At 45.4% G+C, this 20,465-nt stretch carries 18 protein-coding genes, 12 tRNA genes and 3 rRNA genes; 1 reads left to right on the top strand and 32 read right to left on the bottom strand.

All coding sequences use genetic code 11. From position 1 onward, the window contains the following. Nucleotides 1–239 precede the first annotated feature (239 nt). From tsaD to AM500_RS24470, 20 genes are all read right to left on the bottom strand, one after another. Nucleotides 240–1,262 (bottom strand): tRNA (adenosine(37)-N6)-threonylcarbamoyltransferase complex transferase subunit TsaD, encoded by a 1,023-nt coding sequence (gene tsaD, locus AM500_RS24375; protein WP_053601536.1) that lies wholly within the window; start codon nt 1,260–1,262, stop codon nt 240–242. Further along, on the bottom strand, nt 1,259–1,720 hold the full coding sequence (gene rimI / locus AM500_RS24380) for a ribosomal protein S18-alanine N-acetyltransferase (RefSeq protein ID WP_442853983.1): 462 nt from the start codon (nt 1,718–1,720) through the stop codon (nt 1,259–1,261). The genes tsaD and rimI overlap by 4 nt, the downstream gene beginning before the upstream one ends. Next, a complete protein-coding gene (tsaB, locus tag AM500_RS24385) occupies nt 1,713–2,414 on the bottom strand; it encodes a tRNA (adenosine(37)-N6)-threonylcarbamoyltransferase complex dimerization subunit type 1 TsaB (RefSeq protein ID WP_053601537.1) in 702 nt (233 codons plus the stop codon). The genes rimI and tsaB overlap by 8 nt, the downstream gene beginning before the upstream one ends. After that, entirely contained in the window at nt 2,411–2,866 is a 456-nt protein-coding gene (gene tsaE, locus AM500_RS24390) for a tRNA (adenosine(37)-N6)-threonylcarbamoyltransferase complex ATPase subunit type 1 TsaE (protein ID WP_053601538.1), read from the bottom strand. The genes tsaB and tsaE overlap by 4 nt, the downstream gene beginning before the upstream one ends. 215 nt (nt 2,867–3,081) lie before the next feature. Beyond that, nucleotides 3,082–3,158 (bottom strand) — tRNA-Asp (locus AM500_RS24395). A gap of 3 nt (nt 3,159–3,161) precedes the next feature. Continuing rightward, nucleotides 3,162–3,235, bottom strand: a tRNA-Met gene (locus tag AM500_RS24400). A gap of 113 nt (nt 3,236–3,348) precedes the next feature. Further along, nucleotides 3,349–3,465, bottom strand: a 5S ribosomal RNA gene (gene rrf, locus AM500_RS24405). 72 nt (nt 3,466–3,537) lie between these two features. Beyond that, a 23S ribosomal RNA gene (locus AM500_RS24410) occupies nt 3,538–6,471 on the bottom strand. A gap of 339 nt (nt 6,472–6,810) precedes the next feature. Next, nucleotides 6,811–8,361: ribosomal RNA gene (locus tag AM500_RS24415) — 16S ribosomal RNA — on the bottom strand. Together the 16S, 23S and 5S rRNA genes with 12 tRNA genes alongside form the textbook arrangement of a ribosomal RNA operon. Before the next feature lie 102 nt (nt 8,362–8,463). Beyond that, nucleotides 8,464–8,537, bottom strand: a tRNA-Gly gene (locus AM500_RS24420). A gap of 18 nt (nt 8,538–8,555) precedes the next feature. Beyond that, a tRNA-Pro gene (locus AM500_RS24425) sits at nt 8,556–8,632 on the bottom strand. Nucleotides 8,633–8,637: 5 nt separating this feature from the next. After that, nucleotides 8,638–8,714 (bottom strand) — tRNA-Arg (locus tag AM500_RS24430). A gap of 37 nt (nt 8,715–8,751) precedes the next feature. Beyond that, nucleotides 8,752–8,838, bottom strand: a tRNA-Leu gene (locus tag AM500_RS24435). 68 nt (nt 8,839–8,906) lie between these two features. Next, nucleotides 8,907–8,991, bottom strand: a tRNA-Leu gene (locus tag AM500_RS24440). 10 nt (nt 8,992–9,001) lie between these two features. Further along, a tRNA-Lys gene (locus AM500_RS24445) sits at nt 9,002–9,077 on the bottom strand. A gap of 43 nt (nt 9,078–9,120) precedes the next feature. After that, nucleotides 9,121–9,195: transfer RNA gene (locus AM500_RS24450), tRNA-Gln, on the bottom strand. A gap of 17 nt (nt 9,196–9,212) precedes the next feature. Beyond that, a tRNA-Glu gene (locus tag AM500_RS24455) sits at nt 9,213–9,284 on the bottom strand. A 21-nt stretch (nt 9,285–9,305) separates the two neighbouring features. Continuing rightward, a tRNA-Ser gene (locus AM500_RS24460) sits at nt 9,306–9,393 on the bottom strand. Nucleotides 9,394–9,399: 6 nt separating this feature from the next. Beyond that, nucleotides 9,400–9,474, bottom strand: a tRNA-Asn gene (locus AM500_RS24465). Between the two features lie 256 nt (nt 9,475–9,730). After that, on the bottom strand, nt 9,731–10,207 hold the full coding sequence (locus AM500_RS24470) for a SprT family protein (protein WP_053601539.1): 477 nt from the start codon (nt 10,205–10,207) through the stop codon (nt 9,731–9,733). A gap of 86 nt (nt 10,208–10,293) precedes the next feature. Between AM500_RS24470 and cmpA the strand changes: the two genes are divergently transcribed. Further along, nucleotides 10,294–10,407: a cortex morphogenetic protein CmpA gene (gene cmpA / locus AM500_RS25720; protein ID WP_139070042.1), complete on the top strand. Its 114-nt coding sequence runs from the start codon at nt 10,294–10,296 to the stop codon at nt 10,405–10,407. 325 nt (nt 10,408–10,732) lie between these two features. On the opposite strand, the gene AM500_RS24475 is transcribed toward cmpA, so the two are convergent. The 12 genes from AM500_RS24475 to alr all read right to left on the bottom strand — a co-directional run bounded on the left by AM500_RS24475 (nt 10,733) and on the right by alr (nt 20,357). Beyond that, complete coding sequence (locus AM500_RS24475) at nt 10,733–12,904, bottom strand: Tex family protein (RefSeq protein WP_053601872.1); 2,172 nt, start codon at nt 12,902–12,904, stop codon at nt 10,733–10,735. A gap of 164 nt (nt 12,905–13,068) precedes the next feature. Next, nucleotides 13,069–13,668 (bottom strand): PP2C family serine/threonine-protein phosphatase, encoded by a 600-nt coding sequence (locus AM500_RS24480; RefSeq protein WP_043934348.1) that lies wholly within the window; start codon nt 13,666–13,668, stop codon nt 13,069–13,071. Further along, entirely contained in the window at nt 13,665–14,459 is a 795-nt protein-coding gene (gene sigB / locus AM500_RS24485) for an RNA polymerase sigma factor SigB (RefSeq protein WP_053601540.1), read from the bottom strand. Before sigB ends, AM500_RS24480 begins: the two co-directional genes overlap by 4 nt. Beyond that, the gene (gene rsbW / locus AM500_RS24490) at nt 14,437–14,910 is read right to left on the bottom strand and encodes an anti-sigma B factor RsbW (protein ID WP_043934350.1); all 474 of its coding nucleotides are present in this window, start codon (nt 14,908–14,910) and stop codon (nt 14,437–14,439) included. The genes sigB and rsbW overlap by 23 nt, the downstream gene beginning before the upstream one ends. After that, the gene (locus AM500_RS24495) at nt 14,907–15,239 is read right to left on the bottom strand and encodes an anti-sigma factor antagonist (protein ID WP_053601541.1); all 333 of its coding nucleotides are present in this window, start codon (nt 15,237–15,239) and stop codon (nt 14,907–14,909) included. The genes rsbW and AM500_RS24495 overlap by 4 nt, the downstream gene beginning before the upstream one ends. 59 nt (nt 15,240–15,298) lie before the next feature. Next, nucleotides 15,299–16,309, bottom strand: a complete 1,011-nt coding sequence (locus AM500_RS24500) for a PP2C family protein-serine/threonine phosphatase (RefSeq protein WP_053601542.1) — start codon at nt 16,307–16,309, stop codon at nt 15,299–15,301. 10 nt (nt 16,310–16,319) lie between these two features. Continuing rightward, complete coding sequence (locus AM500_RS24505; RefSeq protein WP_053601543.1) at nt 16,320–16,721, bottom strand: anti-sigma regulatory factor; 402 nt, start codon at nt 16,719–16,721, stop codon at nt 16,320–16,322. Nucleotides 16,722–16,725: 4 nt separating this feature from the next. Beyond that, entirely contained in the window at nt 16,726–17,082 is a 357-nt protein-coding gene (locus tag AM500_RS24510) for an STAS domain-containing protein (protein ID WP_053601873.1), read from the bottom strand. A gap of 2 nt (nt 17,083–17,084) precedes the next feature. Then, nucleotides 17,085–17,918: an RsbT co-antagonist protein RsbRA gene (locus tag AM500_RS24515; RefSeq protein ID WP_053601544.1), complete on the bottom strand. Its 834-nt coding sequence runs from the start codon at nt 17,916–17,918 to the stop codon at nt 17,085–17,087. A 400-nt stretch (nt 17,919–18,318) separates the two neighbouring features. Next, the gene (gene ndoA / locus AM500_RS24520) at nt 18,319–18,669 is read right to left on the bottom strand and encodes a type II toxin-antitoxin system endoribonuclease NdoA (protein ID WP_043934355.1); all 351 of its coding nucleotides are present in this window, start codon (nt 18,667–18,669) and stop codon (nt 18,319–18,321) included. A 4-nt stretch (nt 18,670–18,673) separates the two neighbouring features. Continuing rightward, entirely contained in the window at nt 18,674–18,955 is a 282-nt protein-coding gene (locus AM500_RS24525; RefSeq protein ID WP_043934356.1) for a CopG family ribbon-helix-helix protein, read from the bottom strand. 241 nt (nt 18,956–19,196) lie between these two features. Then, nucleotides 19,197–20,357, bottom strand: a complete 1,161-nt coding sequence (gene alr / locus AM500_RS24530; RefSeq protein WP_053601545.1) for an alanine racemase — start codon at nt 20,355–20,357, stop codon at nt 19,197–19,199. Between the last annotated feature and the right edge of the window lie 108 nt (nt 20,358–20,465).

Below are 20,465 nucleotides of genomic sequence, written 5' to 3' on the forward strand. Positions count from 1 at the left end.
GTTATCCTGCGCTTTTCAACATTTTTATCCACATTTCTGTCCACAGGAGATTCCTTTATAAATAGGTTATCAACTGACTTATCCACTTTGTCCACAGAGTTCAATAAAATCATCCACATTATCAACAGGAACACACGTGCTTATCCACAATTTTTTCAAAATGAAGATTATTATGTTTTTGGTTATCCACAAAAAAGAAGCACCGGGAAATTCCGATGCTTCTTTTAAATAGGATGACTCTATTCGTTATATTTTTCAATTGCCAAGCCAGGATTTGCATTCAGCGTCATGTCTGCTCTAATTCCTTTGTCGAACATAATACTTCCTATAGCAGCAATCATAGCCGCATTGTCTGTACAAAGAGAAAGAGGCGGGATAATCAGTTCTAAGCCTTCCTTGTCTCTAAATGCCTCTTTAAGCGCACTTCTTAATCCCTTATTGGCCGCAACACCACCAGCAAGCAGGACCTGCCTTACATTGTATTCCTCAGCGGCCCGCAGAGTCTTAGTGACAAGTACCTCTATGACACTCTCCTGGAAGCTTGCAGCAAGTTCTGCAGGAATGATACTCTCACCACGTTGCTGCGCATTATGGACGGTATTAATAACAGCCGATTTCAGTCCACTGAAACTAAAGTCATAGGACCCCTCCTCCAGCCAGGCACGGGGCAATGGGATAGTAGCAGCTCCCTCTTGGGCAAGCCTATCGATGTGAGGGCCGCCAGGGTATGGCATCTTCAATACCCTCGCTACTTTATCGTAAGCCTCTCCGGCTGCATCATCACGTGTTTCTCCAATTACTTCAAAATGGCCATGTTCTTTCATATAAACCAATTCCGTGTGCCCACCCGAAACGACCAGAGCCAGCAAGGGAAATTTCATTTCAGTTACAATCCTATTAGCATAAATATGGCCAGCAATATGATGTACTGGGACAAGTGGTTTTTGATGTGTAAAAGCAAGTGCCTTCGCTGCATTCACACCTATTAAAAGCGCTCCAACCAAACCTGGACCCTCAGTTACAGCAATCGCACTAATATCATCCATTGTAGCCTCTGCCTGCTTCAACGCTTCTTCTAATACCATTGTCATCTCCTCAACATGGTGGCGTGAAGCGATTTCTGGTACAACTCCTCCAAAGCGTTTGTGACTTTCAATCTGGGAGGCCACAACATTTGCCGCAATTTCCCTTCCATTCTTTATTATGGCTACAGCCGTTTCATCGCAGCTCGTTTCTATTCCTAAAATCAATTGATTTTTCATCCTAATTTCACCCACATTACAATCCCATCTTCACCATTGTCCGTGTAATAGTTTTTTCTTATTCCGCCATCCTGAAAGCCCAGCTTCCTATAAAGATTTCTTGCAGGAAGATTGGAAACTCTTACTTCGAGGGTCATGCTTGTTGCTCCCATTTGCTTTGATGTTTCCATCACTTTTCTCAACAATACTTCACCAAGCCTTCTACCCCTGTACTGCGGAAGGATAGCAATATTTGTTATATGTGCCTCATCTACAACGATCCACACTCCACAATAACCTATAGGTTCTCCTTTTTCCTCCAAGATTATATAGACGGCGTACTGGTTATGATGAAGTTCATTATAAAATGCTTCCCTGCTCCAGGGAAGTGTAAAAGATTCTTTTTCAATTATCATAATTCGATCCAGGTCTTCCTCTTTCATATATCTGAACGACAAGGTTTCATGAATATCATTCATGTCCATTTCCCCTTGCTTCAAGCCACTTCGCTTCCGCTTCGGCAAGACGGATATAATTTGGCACGAAGGAATGAGTATCTGCAGCCTCCAATTCTTTTCCCAGAAAAGCAAGCTCTGAGGGCCTTGGATTCATTTCGGCAGGACTTGCAAAAAATGCCTTTTCTCCCAGTGAAGCCTGTATGACGGTTTGATGAAGGCTTGAGTCATTGCCTATAAATAATACCTTTTCCCCAAGCTCCGCCAAATAATTAGACCAATCATCCATCAGAACTAGACGATCTGATACAACAGCATCAACCAATCCACCTTTTGCTTTGTAAAGTCCTGTATAAGCCTGTCCACGTCTTGCGTCAAATAGAGGTGCAATGCAGCCATCAAAATAACGTCCGTTCATGGCTAGTACATGAAGGCTTGATACACCCACCAGCGGAATATTTAAGGACCAGGCCATTGTTTTGGCAACAGTTACTCCAATTCGAACCCCTGTATAAGAACCAGGTCCTTCCGCGACAACTATACGGTCCAAATCGGCAGGCTTAAGACCTGCTTCATGTAGCGTAAATTCGATAGCGGGCATGATTCTGATGGAATGGTTTTTCTTCAAGTTGGTACTATATTCTGCAACTACTTTATCCCCATCCGTAACTGCCACACCAAGCGGGTAATTTGATGTATCAATAGCAAGTATTTTCATGAAAAGAACTCCTTACATAATTGCTCATAGCGGCTTCCTTTTGGGTTAAAAAGAAGCTTCCTCTTATTGTCTGGCTCGTGGCTTATTCTTATGTCTAGTCTATCCAGGGGAAGCTGATCGCCAATCAGATGTGCCCATTCAACGACTGTTACGCCTTCCCCTTCAAAGTACTCATCAAAGCCAAGGTCCTCATACTCATCTGTTACTCTGTATACATCCATGTGATATAAGGGCAAACGGCCAGAATATTCCTTAATAATTGTAAAGGTCGGACTATTAACCATTTTTTCAATGCCCAGTCCTTTTGCCAATCCCTTTGTAAATGTTGTTTTTCCTGCACCGAGGTCTCCCTCAAGAGTTAGTACATCACCTGGCTGAAGATAACCGGCGAGCTTTTCAGAAAGGCTCATTGTTTCCTCAGTACTTGATGAAATATATTCAAATACGTTCATGTCATCACCTTTATTTAGGAACTTTAGATACACCTGTTGGTTATGGCTGCAAAAAAACCTTAGGAAGTAAGTTCCTAAGGATAATACGCCTATATGTAGTTTACATGATTTTATGAAAATGGGCAAAAAGGCCAGAAGTAGTGGAGAAATTCTCTAGAAATAAAAAAAGACGAAACCAATGTTTCGTTTTCCTTTATCAGTCTATGAAACTGAAATGGCGGTCTGGACGGGACTCGAACCCGCGACCTCCTGCGTGACAGGCAGGCATTCTAACCAACTGAACTACCAGACCAAATTGCGGGGGCAGGATTTGAACCTGCGACCTTCGGGTTATGAGCCCGACGAGCTGCCAGACTGCTCCACCCCGCGACGATAAAAATGATTCTGATTTCACCATGCTCTTAGCGAGCAATGACTTTCCCCTAAAATATTTTATGCACTAACTACACTTCTTGTTACAGTGCAAAAATAAAATTGGGATAGCCCGGCAGCGTCCTACTCTCACAGGGGCTTACGCCCCAACTACCATCGGCGCTGAGAAGCTTAACTTCCGTGTTCGGGATGGGAACGGGTGTGGCCTTCTCGCCATAACTGCCAGACTATATGAGGGTTGTTCCCTCAAAACTGGGTAATCGTAAAGGAAGAAATAGAAGAACATCAAGCAATCAAATATGGTTAAGTCCTCGATCTATTAGTATCAGTCAGCTCCACACGTCGCCGCGCTTCCACCTCTGACCTATCAACCTGATCATCTTTCAGGGATCTTACTTCTTGCGAATGGGAAATCTCATCTTGAGGGGGGCTTCATGCTTAGATGCTTTCAGCACTTATCCCGTCCGCACATAGCTACCCAGCGATGCCTTTGGCAAGACAACTGGTACACCAGCGGTGCGTCCATCCCGGTCCTCTCGTACTAAGGACAGCTCCTCTCAAATTTCCTGCGCCCACGACGGATAGGGACCGAACTGTCTCACGACGTTCTGAACCCAGCTCGCGTACCGCTTTAATGGGCGAACAGCCCAACCCTTGGGACCGACTACAGCCCCAGGATGCGATGAGCCGACATCGAGGTGCCAAACCTCCCCGTCGATGTGGACTCTTGGGGGAGATAAGCCTGTTATCCCCGGGGTAGCTTTTATCCGTTGAGCGATGGCCCTTCCATGCGGAACCACCGGATCACTAAGCCCGACTTTCGTCCCTGCTCGACTTGTAGGTCTCGCAGTCAAGCTCCCTTGTGCCTTTACACTCTGCGAATGATTTCCAACCATTCTGAGGGAACCTTTGGGCGCCTCCGTTACATTTTAGGAGGCGACCGCCCCAGTCAAACTGCCTGCCTGACACTGTCTCCCACCCCGATAAGGGGTGCGGGTTAGAATTTCAATACAGCCAGGGTAGTATCCCACCGACGCCTCCACCGAAGCTGGCGCTCCGGCTTCTCAGGCTCCTACCTATCCTGTACAAGCTGTACCAAAATTCAATATCAGGCTGCAGTAAAGCTCCACGGGGTCTTTCCGTCCTGTCGCGGGTAACCTGCATCTTCACAGGTACTATAATTTCACCGAGTCTCTCGTTGAGACAGTGCCCAGATCGTTACGCCTTTCGTGCGGGTCGGAACTTACCCGACAAGGAATTTCGCTACCTTAGGACCGTTATAGTTACGGCCGCCGTTTACTGGGGCTTCGATTCAGAGCTTCGCGTGAGCTAACCCCTCCTCTTAACCTTCCAGCACCGGGCAGGCGTCAGCCCCTATACTTCGCCTTGCGGCTTCGCAGAGACCTGTGTTTTTGCTAAACAGTCGCCTGGGCCTATTCACTGCGGCTCTTCAGGGCTATGAACCCTAAAGAGCACCCCTTCTCCCGAAGTTACGGGGTCATTTTGCCGAGTTCCTTAACGAGAGTTCTCTCGCTCACCTTAGGATTCTCTCCTCGCCTACCTGTGTCGGTTTGCGGTACGGGCACCTTTCATCTCGCTAGAGGCTTTTCTTGGCAGTGTGGAATCAGGAACTTCGGTACTAAATTTCCCTCGCTGTCACAGCTCAGCCTTCACGGGAAGTGGATTTGCCTGCTTCCCAGCCTAACTGCTTAGACGCACATGTCCAATAGTGCGCTTACCCTATCCTCCTGCGTCCCCCCATTGCTCAAACGATGAAGAGGTGGTACAGGAATATCAACCTGTTGTCCATCGCCTACGCCTTTCGGCCTCGGCTTAGGTCCCGACTAACCCTGAGCGGACGAGCCTTCCTCAGGAAACCTTAGGCATTCGGTGGATGGGATTCTCACCCATCTTTCGCTACTCATACCGGCATTCTCACTTCCAAGCGCTCCACAAGTCCTTCCGGTCTTGCTTCGACGCCCTTGGAACGCTCTCCTACCGCGGACACCATAAGGTGTCCACCCACAGCTTCGGTGATACGTTTAGCCCCGGTACATTTTCGGCGCAGAGTCACTCGACCAGTGAGCTATTACGCACTCTTTAAATGATGGCTGCTTCTAAGCCAACATCCTGGTTGTCTAAGCAACTCCACATCCTTTTCCACTTAACGTATACTTTGGGACCTTAGCTGGTGGTCTGGGCTGTTTCCCTTTTGACTACGGATCTTATCACTCGCAGTCTGACTCCCACGGATAAGTCTTTGGCATTCGGAGTTTGTCTGAATTCGGTAACCCGATGGGGGCCCCTAGTCCAAACAGTGCTCTACCTCCAAGACTCTTACAACGTGAGGCTAGCCCTAAAGCTATTTCGGAGAGAACCAGCTATCTCCAAGTTCGATTGGAATTTCTCCGCTACCCACACCTCATCCCCGCACTTTTCAACGTGCGTGGGTTCGGGCCTCCAGTAGGTGTTACCCTACCTTCACCCTGGACATGGGTAGATCACCTGGTTTCGGGTCTACGGCCACATACTCATTCGCCCTATTCAGACTCGCTTTCGCTGCGGCTCCGCTTTTTCAGCTTAACCTTGCATGGGACCGTAACTCGCCGGTTCATTCTACAAAAGGCACGCCATCACCCATGAACGGGCTCTGACTACTTGTAGGCACACGGTTTCAGGATCTTTTTCACTCCCCTTCCGGGGTGCTTTTCACCTTTCCCTCACGGTACTGGTTCACTATCGGTCACTAGGGAGTATTTAGCCTTGGGAGATGGTCCTCCCGGATTCCGACCGGATTTCACGTGTCCGGCCGTACTCAGGATCCACTCAGGAGGGAACGAAGTTTCGACTACAGGGCTTTTACCTTCTACGGCTGGCCTTTCCAGGCCTCTTCACCTACCCCGTTCCTTTGTAACTCCATGTTGAGTGTCCTACAACCCCGAAAGGCAAGCCTTTCGGTTTGGGCTATATCCCGTTTCGCTCGCCGCTACTTGGGGAATCGCGTTTGCTTTCTCTTCCTCCGGGTACTTAGATGTTTCAGTTCCCCGGGTATGCCTTCAATACCCTATGAATTCAGGTAAAGATACTATCCCATTACGGATAGTGGGTTTCCCCATTCGGAAATCTCCGGATCAAAGCTCACTTACAGCTCCCCGGAGCATATCGGTGTTAGTCCCGTCCTTCATCGGCTCCTAGTGCCAAGGCATCCACCGTGCGCCCTTTCTAACTTAACCTAAAAGGTTTGTTCACTCTATTAAATAGAGAGAAAACTAAAATGGCGATCACTCGGTTCTTCTTGGTTACTTCTTTTTACGATTATCCAGTTTTCAAGGAACAAGGCTACTGACTTCAATCACATCATGACTGAACATCAGAGCGTTACTTCGTGCTGCCTTGCGACGAGCTCAAGGATAATCCTCGAACTACTGCGGCGCAGGAGCAAAGAAATAAAGTTTTGAAGGTTTCTCAATAGAAAATGAGAAGATTGCTCCCTCAAAACTAAACAAACAAGCAGTCAACATCACAGTTCGTAAGAACTGAGTTCCGATTGCCACAAAGGGCAATATCCTTAGAAAGGAGGTGATCCAGCCGCACCTTCCGATACGGCTACCTTGTTACGACTTCACCCCAATCATCTGTCCCACCTTAGGCGGCTGGCTCCAAAAGGTTACCCCACCGACTTCGGGTGTTACAAACTCTCGTGGTGTGACGGGCGGTGTGTACAAGGCCCGGGAACGTATTCACCGCGGCATGCTGATCCGCGATTACTAGCGATTCCGGCTTCATGCAGGCGAGTTGCAGCCTGCAATCCGAACTGAGAATGGTTTTATGGGATTGGCTTCACCTCGCGGCTTCGCTGCCCTTTGTACCATCCATTGTAGCACGTGTGTAGCCCAGGTCATAAGGGGCATGATGATTTGACGTCATCCCCACCTTCCTCCGGTTTGTCACCGGCAGTCTCCCTAGAGTGCCCAACTGAATGCTGGCAACTAAGGACAAGGGTTGCGCTCGTTGCGGGACTTAACCCAACATCTCACGACACGAGCTGACGACAACCATGCACCACCTGTCACTCTGTCCCCCGAAGGGGAACGCTCTGTCTCCAGAGTTGTCAGAGGATGTCAAGACCTGGTAAGGTTCTTCGCGTTGCTTCGAATTAAACCACATGCTCCACCGCTTGTGCGGGCCCCCGTCAATTCCTTTGAGTTTCAGCCTTGCGGCCGTACTCCCCAGGCGGAGTGCTTAATGCGTTTGCTGCAGCACTAAGGGGCGGAAACCCCCTAACACTTAGCACTCATCGTTTACGGCGTGGACTACCAGGGTATCTAATCCTGTTTGCTCCCCACGCTTTCGCGCCTCAGCGTCAGTTACAGACCAGAGAGCCGCCTTCGCCACTGGTGTTCCTCCACATCTCTACGCATTTCACCGCTACACGTGGAATTCCGCTCTCCTCTTCTGCACTCAAGTCCCCCAGTTTCCAATGACCCTCCACGGTTGAGCCGTGGGCTTTCACATCAGACTTAAAGGACCGCCTGCGCGCGCTTTACGCCCAATAATTCCGGACAACGCTTGCCACCTACGTATTACCGCGGCTGCTGGCACGTAGTTAGCCGTGGCTTTCTGGTCAGGTACCGTCAAGGTACCGGCAGTTACTCCGGTACTTGTTCTTCCCTGACAACAGAGCTTTACGACCCGAAGGCCTTCTTCGCTCACGCGGCGTTGCTCCGTCAGACTTTCGTCCATTGCGGAAGATTCCCTACTGCTGCCTCCCGTAGGAGTCTGGGCCGTGTCTCAGTCCCAGTGTGGCCGATCACCCTCTCAGGTCGGCTACGCATCGTTGCCTTGGTGAGCCATTACCTCACCAACTAGCTAATGCGCCGCGGGCCCATCTGTAAGTGACAGCCGAAACCGTCTTTCAGCTTCCCGACATGTGTCAGAAAGGATTATCCGGTATTAGCACCGGTTTCCCGGTGTTATCCCAGTCTTACAGGCAGGTTGCCCACGTGTTACTCACCCGTCCGCCGCTAAAGTTTTAAAAGCAAGCTTTTAAAACCCCGCTCGACTTGCATGTATTAGGCACGCCGCCAGCGTTCGTCCTGAGCCAGGATCAAACTCTCCAATAAAGAGTGAGTGATTAGCTCATAAAGTTACGTTAGCTGATGGCCGAAGCCATCATAAAATAATTGTTTGTTGACGCTTGTTTGTTTAGTTTTCAAGGAACAATTTGGAGCGGGTGATGGGAATCGAACCCACGACATCAGCTTGGAAGGCTGGAGTTTTACCATTAAACTACACCCGCATAATATAAAATTTTAAATGGTCGGGAAGACAGGATTCGAACCTGCGACCCCTTGGTCCCAAACCAAGTGCTCTACCAAGCTGAGCTACTTCCCGTAATATGGCGCGCCCGAAAGGAGTCGAACCCATAACCTTCTGATCCGTAGTCAGACGCTCTATCCAATTGAGCTACGGGCGCATTTTATAAAATCACCAGCGTTGATAATGAAGCTTTTTGGTGCGGCCGAGAGGACTTGAACCTCCACGGTGTTGCCACCACTAGGCCCTCAACCTAGCGCGTCTGCCGATTCCGCCACGACCGCATGTTTCACAGCGACATTCATTATAATATCACGCACTCAATTGTTTTGCAACTGGTATTTTTAAACATTGGTGCGGGTGAAGGGAGTCGAACCCCCACGCCTTGCGGCGCCAGATCCTAAGTCTGGTGCGTCTGCCAATTCCGCCACACCCGCTTAATTATTATGGTGAGCCATGAAGGACTCGAACCTTCGACCCTCTGATTAAAAGTCAGATGCTCTACCAACTGAGCTAATGGCTCAAACTTAAACACTACTCTACAAAAGAATTAATGGTAAAAAGAATGGCTGGGCTAGCAGGATTCGAACCTACGAATGACGGAGTCAAAGTCCGTTGCCTTACCGCTTGGCTATAGCCCAATGAAAATAAAAACCAATGACCCCTACGGGATTCGAACCCGTGTTACCGCCGTGAAAGGGCGGTGTCTTAACCGCTTGACCAAGGGGCCATATATATAATTTTACAGGAGCGGAGAAGGAGGGATTTGAACCCTCGCGCCGGTTACCCGACCTACACCCTTAGCAGGGGCGCCTCTTCAGCCTCTTGAGTACTTCCCCAAAAAATGGCTCCGCAGGTAGGACTCGAACCTACGACCGATCGGTTAACAGCCGATTGCTCTACCACTGAGCTACTGCGGAATAATAAAGTGTTTCTATACAATTAGATAGCTATTGTGTCCCCACCTCAGAAAGCCAAAGCAAGCAGCTGCTCGGCGGGTACAACTCGCAGCATTTTCATGGAAGTCTTGCTCGTCTCTACCACTGAGCTACTGCGGAATAAATTTAAAAATATTAATTTTTCAAGTCAACATCTCCTGTCGACTCTTTACATTATAATGACGGTCCAGTCCAATGTCAAGAAGAACTCAGCATTAAATTTTTCCGGCATTTCCATTCACTGCTCAATGCGGATTTCCTTAACTTTAAGTAGCTTTCCGCGGCATTTACCACATACATACCTTGAAGTATTTAATGACCGCTTCCTTTGATAAGTTGCCCCACAAGAAGAACATTCATAAATGAGAACTTTTCTGTTGCTCTTCTTTTCCTGATTCTCAGGCAGCTGTCCGCAAAACCGAGGGGCATCTACCTGCTTTAACAATGCTTTAAATTCAGGATCCCTATGTTGATATCCTAACCCTCTTAGATGGAGATGATAATGGCAAAGTTCATGTTTTATTATGCCCACCATTTCATCAAAACCTAACTGCTCTAAATACTTTTTGTTAATTTCGATATTATGTGACTTAAGCAAATACCGGCCGCCAGTGGTTTTTAGCCTTGAATTGAATACAGCCTTATGCTTAAAGGGAATACCGAAATGTTGAAGAGACAACGTTTCAGTAAGGTTTTGAAGTTCATGATTTTCCATGCCTGCCTCTAGCCCCACTTTCGATGAACATGACAACCTATTATATCATACTATACAGAAATCCGTGAGCGACGGGAGGGAATCCAATGCCAACTTGGTTTCAGAACAGAATGAGGCGGGCTTTTTATGAAAAAAACCGCTACCAAATCAAACTCCTGAATCAATGCTGGTTTTTTTATAGAAAAAATAACCCGGCTTAAAGGCATTATAGAAATGAACAAAAGCGCATGCGCCTCGTTAATCACCATACAAATATTTAAAGGGATTACGAAGAGCTTAAGCGTTTGATGATGGCTTATCGTAGGGCGAGGTTGAATCTGCGCAGACGCTCCTCATTACGCTACTGCAAAAATTTCGTGCTTTCGAGGAAGCTTTGTGTAACTGGACTTAGACACACCCAATAATAAAAGTAAACACAGTCGAGAAATCTATAAATTCCACCTATAAAAGAAAGACGTGCCCATCAGGCACGCCCCGTTAAGTTAATGGCTTTTTGCCGTTGACTATTATTTTGCCTCGAGGCTATTATTCCGCCTCAAGCATCGTAAGAGAGACCCGGCCCTTTTGCTTATCGATAGAATCCACCCAAACTGTCACTACATCCCCAACCGAAACAACGTCGAGCGGATGTTTAACAAATTGTTTTTTCAGCTTGCTAATGTGGACGAGACCATCTTGTTTTACACCTATATCCACGAACGCACCAAAGTCCACTACATTCCGGACCGTCCCTTGCAGTTCCATACCAGGTTTTAGATCTTCTAATTTTAGGACATCCTTTTTCAGCAACGGCGCGTCCATTTCATCACGCGGGTCTCTCTCCGGGCGCACGAGTGCTTCGATAATATCTTTCAATGTGATTTCCCCGATAGAAAGTTCCTGGGCTAGCCGGACAATATTTAACCCGCTTAAAGATGCCCGCAAGTGCTCGCTGCCCAAATCCTCAGAAGTAAATCCAAGGCTTCTTAGCAATTGTTTTACAACTTGATAATTCTCCGGATGAATGCCTGTTCGGTCCAATGGTTCTGTTCCGTCAATAATTCTTAGGAATCCAATGGCCTGTTCATAAGTCTTTGAACCGAGGCGCGGGATTTTCTTTAGTTCATTACGATTTGTAAATTTCCCTTCCTCTTCCCGCTTCTTGACAATGTTCCCCGCAGTTGTTTTCGTTAGCCCTGATACATACTGAAGGAGTGAAATCGATGCGGTATTTACATTTACCCCTACTTGGTTTACTGCTGTTTCCACAACAAAATGGAGCGATTCAGAAAGCCTTTTTTGCGATACATCATGCTGGTACTGTCCAACCCCCACGGATTTAGGATCAATTTTAACCAGCTCGGCAAGCGGATCTTGAAGTCGCCTGCCTATTGAAACAGCACTTCTTTCCTCAACCTGCAAGTGCGGAAATTCCTCACGGGCCAGGTCGGAGGCGGAATATACACTCGCTCCAGCCTCATTTACAATTAAATAGAAGATGTCCCGTTTTGATTCCTTTAAGATATCAGCAACAAATTGCTCGGTTTCCCTTGATGCTGTTCCGTTCCCAATTGCGACCATTTGAACAGAGTATTCCTCCAGAATGGCAACAAACTTTTCATGGGCCTCCCGTCGTTTGGCCACAGGAGGATGCGGATAAATAACATCAATCTTCAATACCTTTCCCGTCTCATCAATTACCGCAAGTTTGCACCCTGTTCTGTATGCTGGGTCAACAGCAAGTACAACCCGTCCTCTTAGGGGCGGCTGAAGCAGAAGTTTCCTAAGGTTTTCAGCAAAAATATGGATAGCTTGTTCTTCGCCCTTCTCCGTTAGCTCATTCCTAATTTCGCGTTCAATTGATGGTTGAATGAGCCTTTTGTATGCATCCTCAATTGCTTCACGAACAACAGGAGCAGCAGGAGAATAAGTTTTAAGGATCCATTTTCTGGTCAAATAATTTAAGATGGTATCGGAGTTGACCTTAATAGAAATACGGAGTATATCATCTTTCTCTCCACGATTTAGAGCCAAGATTCGGTGTGGTACTATTTTCCCGGCTGGCTCCTCATACTCATAATACATTTCATAAACCTTTTTCTCATCCTTGTCCGCATCTTTCACAGAGGATGTAACAACTCCCGACTTAAAGGTTTCCTTGCGAATCCATTTTCTGCTTTCAGCATCATCAGATACCCGTTCAGCAATAATATCCTTAGCTCCGACAATTGCTTCTTCTACTGTATTCACACCTTTTTCTTCTGAAACAAAGCCTTGCGCCTTTTCCTCAACTGATTCTTTAGAGAAAGTCAGGAGCCAGTCAGCAAAAGGTTCTAGCCCTCTTTCTTTTGCAACAGTTGCCTTGGTCCGGCGTTTTTGTTTATATGGTCTGTATAGGTCTTCCAGTTCCTGAAGCTTCACCGCTTTATTGATTTGTTCAGACAACTCATCCGTTAGCTTTCCTTGCTCGGAAATCGAACGAAGGATTTCTTCCTTTCTTTGTGCAAGGCTCTGTAAGTAATGCCATCTATCCAATATATCCCGAATTTGAACTTCATCAAGGGAACCTGTTTGCTCTTTACGATAACGGGCAATAAACGGAACAGTATTTCCCTCATTGACCATGGACATTACATTATGTACTTGCTTATAGGCGATCCCTTGTTCTTTAGCTATGCGTTTTGCTAGTTCATCCTGCTTTGATAATATTTCGTTCACCAATGCATTCCTCCACTCATCTGGCTTACTTCCTTATTGTATCAAATTCTTAAGCTCCCTCCTATTCCATCAAAAGCCACACCGAAAAGCACATTAAGTTCAAATGGAATTAAGCTTTTTTAATGAGCCACGATGCTATTACACAACTAAAAAAGGAAACCTGCTTAGTGCAGGCTTCCAATAATAAAGGTAGCGTCATCTGTTTTATTTGTATACTTGCGTTTAATTTCTTCGGCAATCATCGCAACAGGGAATAGGCCTTTCAGCATGCCCTTTACCCCCTGAAACTCATAACCATCTGAGAAAATTAAGAATTTGGAATGGGGATCATAAGAAAAGCGCTGAGTATGATAAGTTTGCCGTTTTCCGGACAAATAGCCTGTCACTGGCAAGGGATATGTCAACTTCCCTTTCGAAGAATAAAGGAAGAATCGGATATTGCCGACACAGCTGTAGACAAACTCCCTCGCATGAAAGTATACCTTCAATACAGAGACAGCTGCTCCCCTTTTGTTTATAAGAGCATCATTGCAAAATTTCATTAAAGTTTCTACATCTTCATGATGATTTTGTTCAACTGCCACAACAACAGCATTTGACGCTTCATAGGCGTACTCCCCACTACCAAGCCCGTCTGCAAGCACACAAACGAAATAGTCATCTGTGGCCACAAAGTAATAGCTGTCTCCGCAGTACGCCTTTCCTTCCTTGGCTGTCTGGTATGCATAAACTTCAATGTTGTTTTTCACAAGATGATCGTTCATGAAAGACACTCCGAATTATTGGTCTCCGAATTAATGGCTTCCTGCAGTTTCTTAATAGCTCTTCTTTGCAGTCGGGAAACATGCATTTGAGAAATGCCAAGTTTATCGCCAGCATCTTTTTGGCTCATATTTTCAAGGTACGTATATTGAATGATTTTCTTTTCTCGATCATTCAGAACATGAAGAACTTTTTCAAGGACCAATCGCTGGTTTATCCTTTCATATCCCTCATCAACATTGCCTACAATGTCGAGCAGTGTAACTGTACCTCCGTCAGAATCAGCCTCAATGGAGTGATCTACCGACAACGCTTGATAGCTTTTACCCATTTCCATCGCTTCCAGTACTTCTTCCTCTGACACTTCAAGCGCTTCAGCGATTTCAATTACCTTAGGCGAGCGGTGCAACTGAGTTGTCAATTCTTCAACCGTTGTTTTTATTTTTGGGCCAAGTTCCTTTATCCTTCTTGGGACATGGACACTCCATGTTTTATCCCGTAGGAACCGTTTGATTTCTCCAATTATTGTCGGGACAGCAAATGCTTCAAAGCTTTTTCCGAAAGTCTCATCATATCTCCTGATCGCACCAAGCAGGCCTATCATTCCCACCTGGAAGATATCTTCATGAAAGGATCGGCCTTTCGAGTATTTCCGGGCAATGGTTTCAACCAGATTTTTATAATGGATTACTAATTGGTCCTGCGCACTCTCATCCTGATTTAACTGGTACGCTTTAATGAGCTCATTTACTTCCTGTTTGCTGGAAGAGTTAGGTTGAGATTGTTTCGACATCCGTCTCCACCTGCTCTCCTTCAAGGTATTTCGTCATGAAGACGGTAACACCTTCCTTGTGGTGAATCCTGACTTCATCCATTAAGGTTTCAATCAGGTAGAGACCCAAGCCTCCTTCACGCAAAAACTCTACGGAATCATTATCTTCATAGCGTCCGAGGCCTTTTCGGGCCGATTCAAAGTCAAAGCTCTGGCCGCTATCAGCAACCATTACCTCAAGGCGGTCAGAATATAGGCCAAAGCCGACAATAACCTCTCCCTGCTCATGGTTTTTATAGGCGTGCTGGACAGCATTCGTACATGCCTCACTAGTAGCAATCTTCAAATCCTCCAAGTCGTCATATGAAAAACCCATCCGGCTGGCAATTCCCGAGAGTGTCAGGCGGATGACTCCAACATATTCGGGTTTGGCAGGAATTTTCATTTCAATATAGTCAAACGCCTGGTTCATTGCACTCCACCCTCTATCTGGCTGTTAATATCAATAATATCTGCCAGACCCGTAATTTCAAACAATCTATTTAACCGGTCGGATAAGCCCACAAGCTTAAATTCGCCGTCATGGCTTCTGACCGATTTGAATACACCAACAATTACACCTAATCCAGTACTATCCATATAGGATACTTCTGAGAGATCGATTACCATCTTTACCCCAGTTTTCTCAGATAGAGGAAAAACAGCTTCACGAAGTTTTGGTGCAGTGTAAGCATCAATTTCACCACTTACATATATTTCAACAAAATCACTGGATTCGTTGACATCAAGTTTAATATTCATTTTGACCCACCCCTGTCTATTTATTATACCGCTTAAAACTATACCCTTTTAAAACAAGCTTAAACGTTTCTTTTCAGAATGATTAATGTAAAATCATCCCTGAGTTGGAAGTCCTGAAGCCTCTCCAGGTCCTTATATATATTATTTACGATTTCTTGGGCTTCCATATGGATATATTTTCTTATGTATCCAATCAATGCATCGCGTTCAAGAAACCCTTCCTCCGTCCGGCATTCGGTTACGCCATCTGACATGAGGATAATCATGTCTCCCGGTTTTACCTTCTGCTCGAACTGCAGGTACTTGGTCTTTTTATCAATCCCCAGCAATAGGCCTTTCGCTTCCATCTCCAAAAACTCGTCTGTTTCGGCAATATAGTAAAATCCAGGTTCATGGCCTGCGGATGAAAAATGAAACGTATGTGATTCAGGGTCATACATACCATAAAACATTGTTATAAACATACTAGGATCGACATTCTGTTCAACAACCCGGTTCAGGCTTTCAAGCACCATATGAGGCGCATGGCGATTTTCCGGAAGGCTATCCATTGCGTATTTAATCATTGACATGCATAGCGCTGCAGGAATTCCTTTCCCTATAACATCCGCTATCGCTACGTTCACACAGCCATTATCATCCTGGACAAAGTGAAAGTAATCCCCATTCATATGCCTTGCTGGAACACTCAAAGCCCCTATATCCAAATCAGGAACATTAGGGATGGAAGTTCCAAGAAGTGTCTGCTGAACATTTGCAGCGATTTCCATTTCGGTTCGGTACTCCAATTGCTTACTCCTCAAACTTTGATGCTCGGAATACGCCAGGCCGTAGCCAACCATAACTTCAAGCAGGACATCAAAGGAATGGACAATACTTTCAGGAACATTAGGATAGAGATCAAGCAGCAGACTTTTATGAAGGCTGACGATTTCTTCCGGAGAAATATTTTTCTCAATTAATTCCCTTGTGAACTTCTGCCCCTGATACAGCGTTTGCTCTGACTGTTCCTTTAAATATTCCATTAAAATAGTCCGGTACTTTTCTTCCATTTTATCCTGCAAACCCATCACACTCCTCCTATCGGAGCCATTTGACTGCTCGAATATCCGTTCCTTTGCCAGGTGACGAGAGAATGTCGAATTCATCCATAAGCCGCTTTACACCGGGAAGGCCGGCTCCCAGGCCACCTGATGTAGAAAACCCATCTTCCATTACCTGCCTGATTTCACTAATTCCCGGGCCGCTATCAACAGCAATTACTTTTAGGCCTGATTTAGAACCCTCATATATTTTTTCTATACAGATTTGCCCCTGTCCGGCATACAAATAGATATTTCTTGCCAGCTCACTTATTGCAGTGGTGATTCTGGCCTGGTCCACTGTGCCGAACCCAAGCTCTTTGGCTACATTACGGCCGAGCTGACGGGCTGCCACAATGTCCCATTCGTTCAGGATTTTTACACAGGATTGGATGCCCATCTAGCTAATCCCCCAATTCCTGTTGTAATTTCTCCAAACCTTTTTCTAAGTCTAATGCCGTCAGGACATCTTCCATTCCAATACCCAGTTCAATCAGCGTAATTGCAACCGCAGGCTGAATCCCCGTAATAACGACCTTGGCTCCCATCAGTTTGGACATGCTAATCACATCGCCTAGAACTTTGGCAATGAAGGAGTCGATAAAATCAATCGAGGTAATATCAATGACAACCCCATTTGCGCTTGTTTCATGAATTTTATGGAGCAGGTCTTCCTGGAACTGGAGGGCTGTCTGGTCATCCAGCTCCCACTGAATGGAAACAAGCAGGCAGTCATGCAGCTTTAATATCGGTATCCTCATCCTCATTTTGTACCCTCCACCTTTATTATTTTCCTATTTGTAAGTTCAAGTGCTGCCTCAACGCCTTTTTTCAATGTATTCTTTGTCGTGAACAAATTAAGGTCAATTCCCAAATTCACAATCGTTTGAGCTATTTCTGGCCTGATTCCGCAAAGCATACACTTTGCCCCCACTAAACGGACGGCTTCAGCAGCCTGTATAATATGGTGAGCAACCATGGTATCAACCACTGGCACGCCAGTTATATCAATTAAGACAACTTCCGATCTGTGTTTCACCACTCCGGTCAACAGATTTTCCATTATTTGCTTTGCCCGCTCTGTATCAATTGTTCCAACAAGAGGCATGACCGTTATACCTTCAAATACCGGAATTAGTGGAGCGGACAATTCCTGGAGGGCAATTTTTTGAAGTGAAACAGTCCGTTCCCAGGTTCGGGAGTAGACATCAACCACTTCATTTTGAAGAGGGCTCACCCAACGATCGAAGGTATATACGACCTTCATTTGATTGTCTTCAGTAACAAAACCTTTTTGAACCATACCTTCAAAAACAATCTTGCTGAATATCCTAATTCCCTCAATGACAAAATGGAGCGGCCAGCCTAACCTAACCACCTTTTCAGCAAAATCAATCAGCCTGTTCTGAAACTCCTCTTTAGAGCCCTGAAGGCTGGAAGCAATTAAATCTATGAACTCAGAACTTGTTAAGGCGAAAACATGCTCAGAAACGAGTTTCAAGACCCTCTCGTCTCCCTCGTTTTTCATTCTTTCGCTCCACTCATACACAAGTTCGTTCTTTTGTTCATTCACATAGTCCAATATTAGGTTCTCCACTATGGTCCTCCCCTATTTCAGGACATTTTATCTATCATGTGTCCTAAAAAAATCACAAAAAATGATTTGTCCGTTAATGTTCTACTATTAATTAAATGATAACAGTTTTAAACAGTCAATTCCAAACTAACGGATTGACAAAAGTACCATCTTAAATTAAGACTCTTTTTGAGTTTACCCAAAAGTAAGACTATTACTTTTACCCAGATTATGATAAAAGCAAACCATTTTAAATAAAATAATTATTTATTTTTCATCTCCTGCCAACGATTAATCAAACGGTGTTGATTTCCGCTCCACAAAGCCAAAAATAAAAAGACAAGCCGTCTCGGCTTGCCTGGATCAGAATCATTCGGATGAGGTGGTATGTAAAGTACGCTCCGATAAGAGCGTATTTTTGTTAAAATTCGATGAGACCCACGCTTATTTGCAAGGCTTCATCCACTTTTTCCATCATTTCGTCATCAAGATGGGTGATTTTGTCAGTCAATCGTTGTTTATCAATTGTCCGAATCTGCTCCAGCAGGATGACGGAATCCCGTTCAAAACCATAGCGTTTCGCATCGATTTCAACATGGGTCGGCAGCTTGGCTTTCTGGATTTGCGCCGTGATTGCTGCAATGATTACTGTGGGACTGAACCGGTTCCCAATGTCGTTTTGAATGACGAGGACCGGCCGGACGCCGCCTTGTTCAGAACCGACAACTGGGGATAGGTCTGCAAAATAAACGTCACCACGTTTTACAATCAAAGGATTATCCTCCGCTTACAAGACGTTCAACAGTGTGTTCCGCCTCATATTCAGCGAGGAATGCTTCTGATGCAATCGTCAAATTAATTTTGGCCATCTCCATGTAACCGCGCCTCATGGCTTCACGAATTTGTCTTTTTTTCCGTTCGCGTAGATAAGCCTTTGTTGCCTGGTAAATAAATTCACTGCGATTTACATTTTCAAGCTTGACGATTCCGTCCAACTCGGTTAAAAGATGTTGCGGTAATTTCACCAGGATTTCCGTTGTTGCGCCAGTCTCTGACACAAGCTACACCTCCACCATCACTATACAGACCATTTTTTGTTTCAGACTCGCCACTCGGGCAAGCATCTCTTTTTATTCGGACAATTCCCGGCCATTATATATCGGACAAGAAGTTGCCATATTTTCTACCAGTTTTAATGATACCACGTTTCGCAAGGCTTGCAAAGCGTATTTAATAATCCAAAGCTAGTATCGGCTTAAAAACTGGGTTTTTATACACTTCATAGTGAATATACTTCCTCTATAAGCGAAGCAAATTGTTGCGAAGTCCTACAATTTCTCCATCTTTTTTATAAACCCTGGGCACTCTGTTAGAAATAATACATGGAACTTCATAATTGATTGTCTCAAGTTTTTCAGCTATTTCATCAATACTAATAAACTCATTCCCTTGCTTCCCAATTAGCGTAACAGCCGTACCAGGAGGAACGTACTCTTTAAGCCGCACCATACATTGGTCCATGCAAATCCTTCCGACAATCGGAGCCCTATGCCCATTCACAAGGACTTCCTGGCCTTGAAGCCTTCGGATCCAGCCATCAGCATAGCCAATGGGTATTGTTCCAATCCATTCATCACCAGAAGCTTCATATGTCGCTCCATAGCTAACCTTTTCTCCCTTATGAATCTGCTTTACCTGGACAAGCCTGGAATGGAGTGAGAATGATTGATGGAGAGGAACAGGCAGGGCAGGCTTGATTTCCTGTGATGGCGTTATACCATACATGGATATACCTAATCGAACTGCATTAAATCTGGCAGCTGGGTATCTCATCCCCGCAGCACTATTGCTAGCATGAACATAGCGAGGATGGCGGTTAAGAATATCCAGCATCTCCTCAAATTTATGAAGCTGTTCCTTAAAATAGTCATCATCATTTTCATCGGCGGTCGCAAAATGAGTGAATATCCCCTCGAACAAAAGCCTCGGATCATTTTCAATAAATGCCTCTGCCTTTTTCAGGGATGCCTCGTCTTTAAATCCCAGCCGGCCCATTCCCGTATCCACTTTTATATGGATAGAGAGCGTATCGTTCCCAAGATGATCAGCTGCTTTTTCCAGCCATTCCATATCGAATGCCGTCACAGTAAGATGTTGGCTGGCAGCTATAGATACATCTTCCGGGCGGGTTGCTCCTAGTATAAGAATTGGTGATGTTATTCCTTTTTTACGGAGGGCAAGTGCTTCGTCCATAAAAGCCACTGCTAAATAACTTGCACCTATTTTAAGGGCCGTCTCGGCAACCTGGACATCACCGTGTCCGTAGGCATTGGCTTTGACAACAGCAATCAGTTCAACATCTTCAGGAAATAATTCTTTTATAGCTGAAACATTTTGAGAAATATCATCCAAATCTATTTCAGCCCACGTATCTCTATAAAAAAAACCTTGTTCTTCCATTATTTCACTTCCTGGCGTGTATCTAGTTCATTTTTTCAATTCATTTATTTTATCATACTCACTGCCAGACCAATACTCAAAAATACCGGCAGTTTTTACGGGTTTTGG

Source organism: Bacillus sp. FJAT-18017, assembly GCF_001278805.1.
In the GTDB taxonomy this organism is placed as follows: domain Bacteria; phylum Bacillota; class Bacilli; order Bacillales; family Cytobacillaceae; genus Bacillus_D.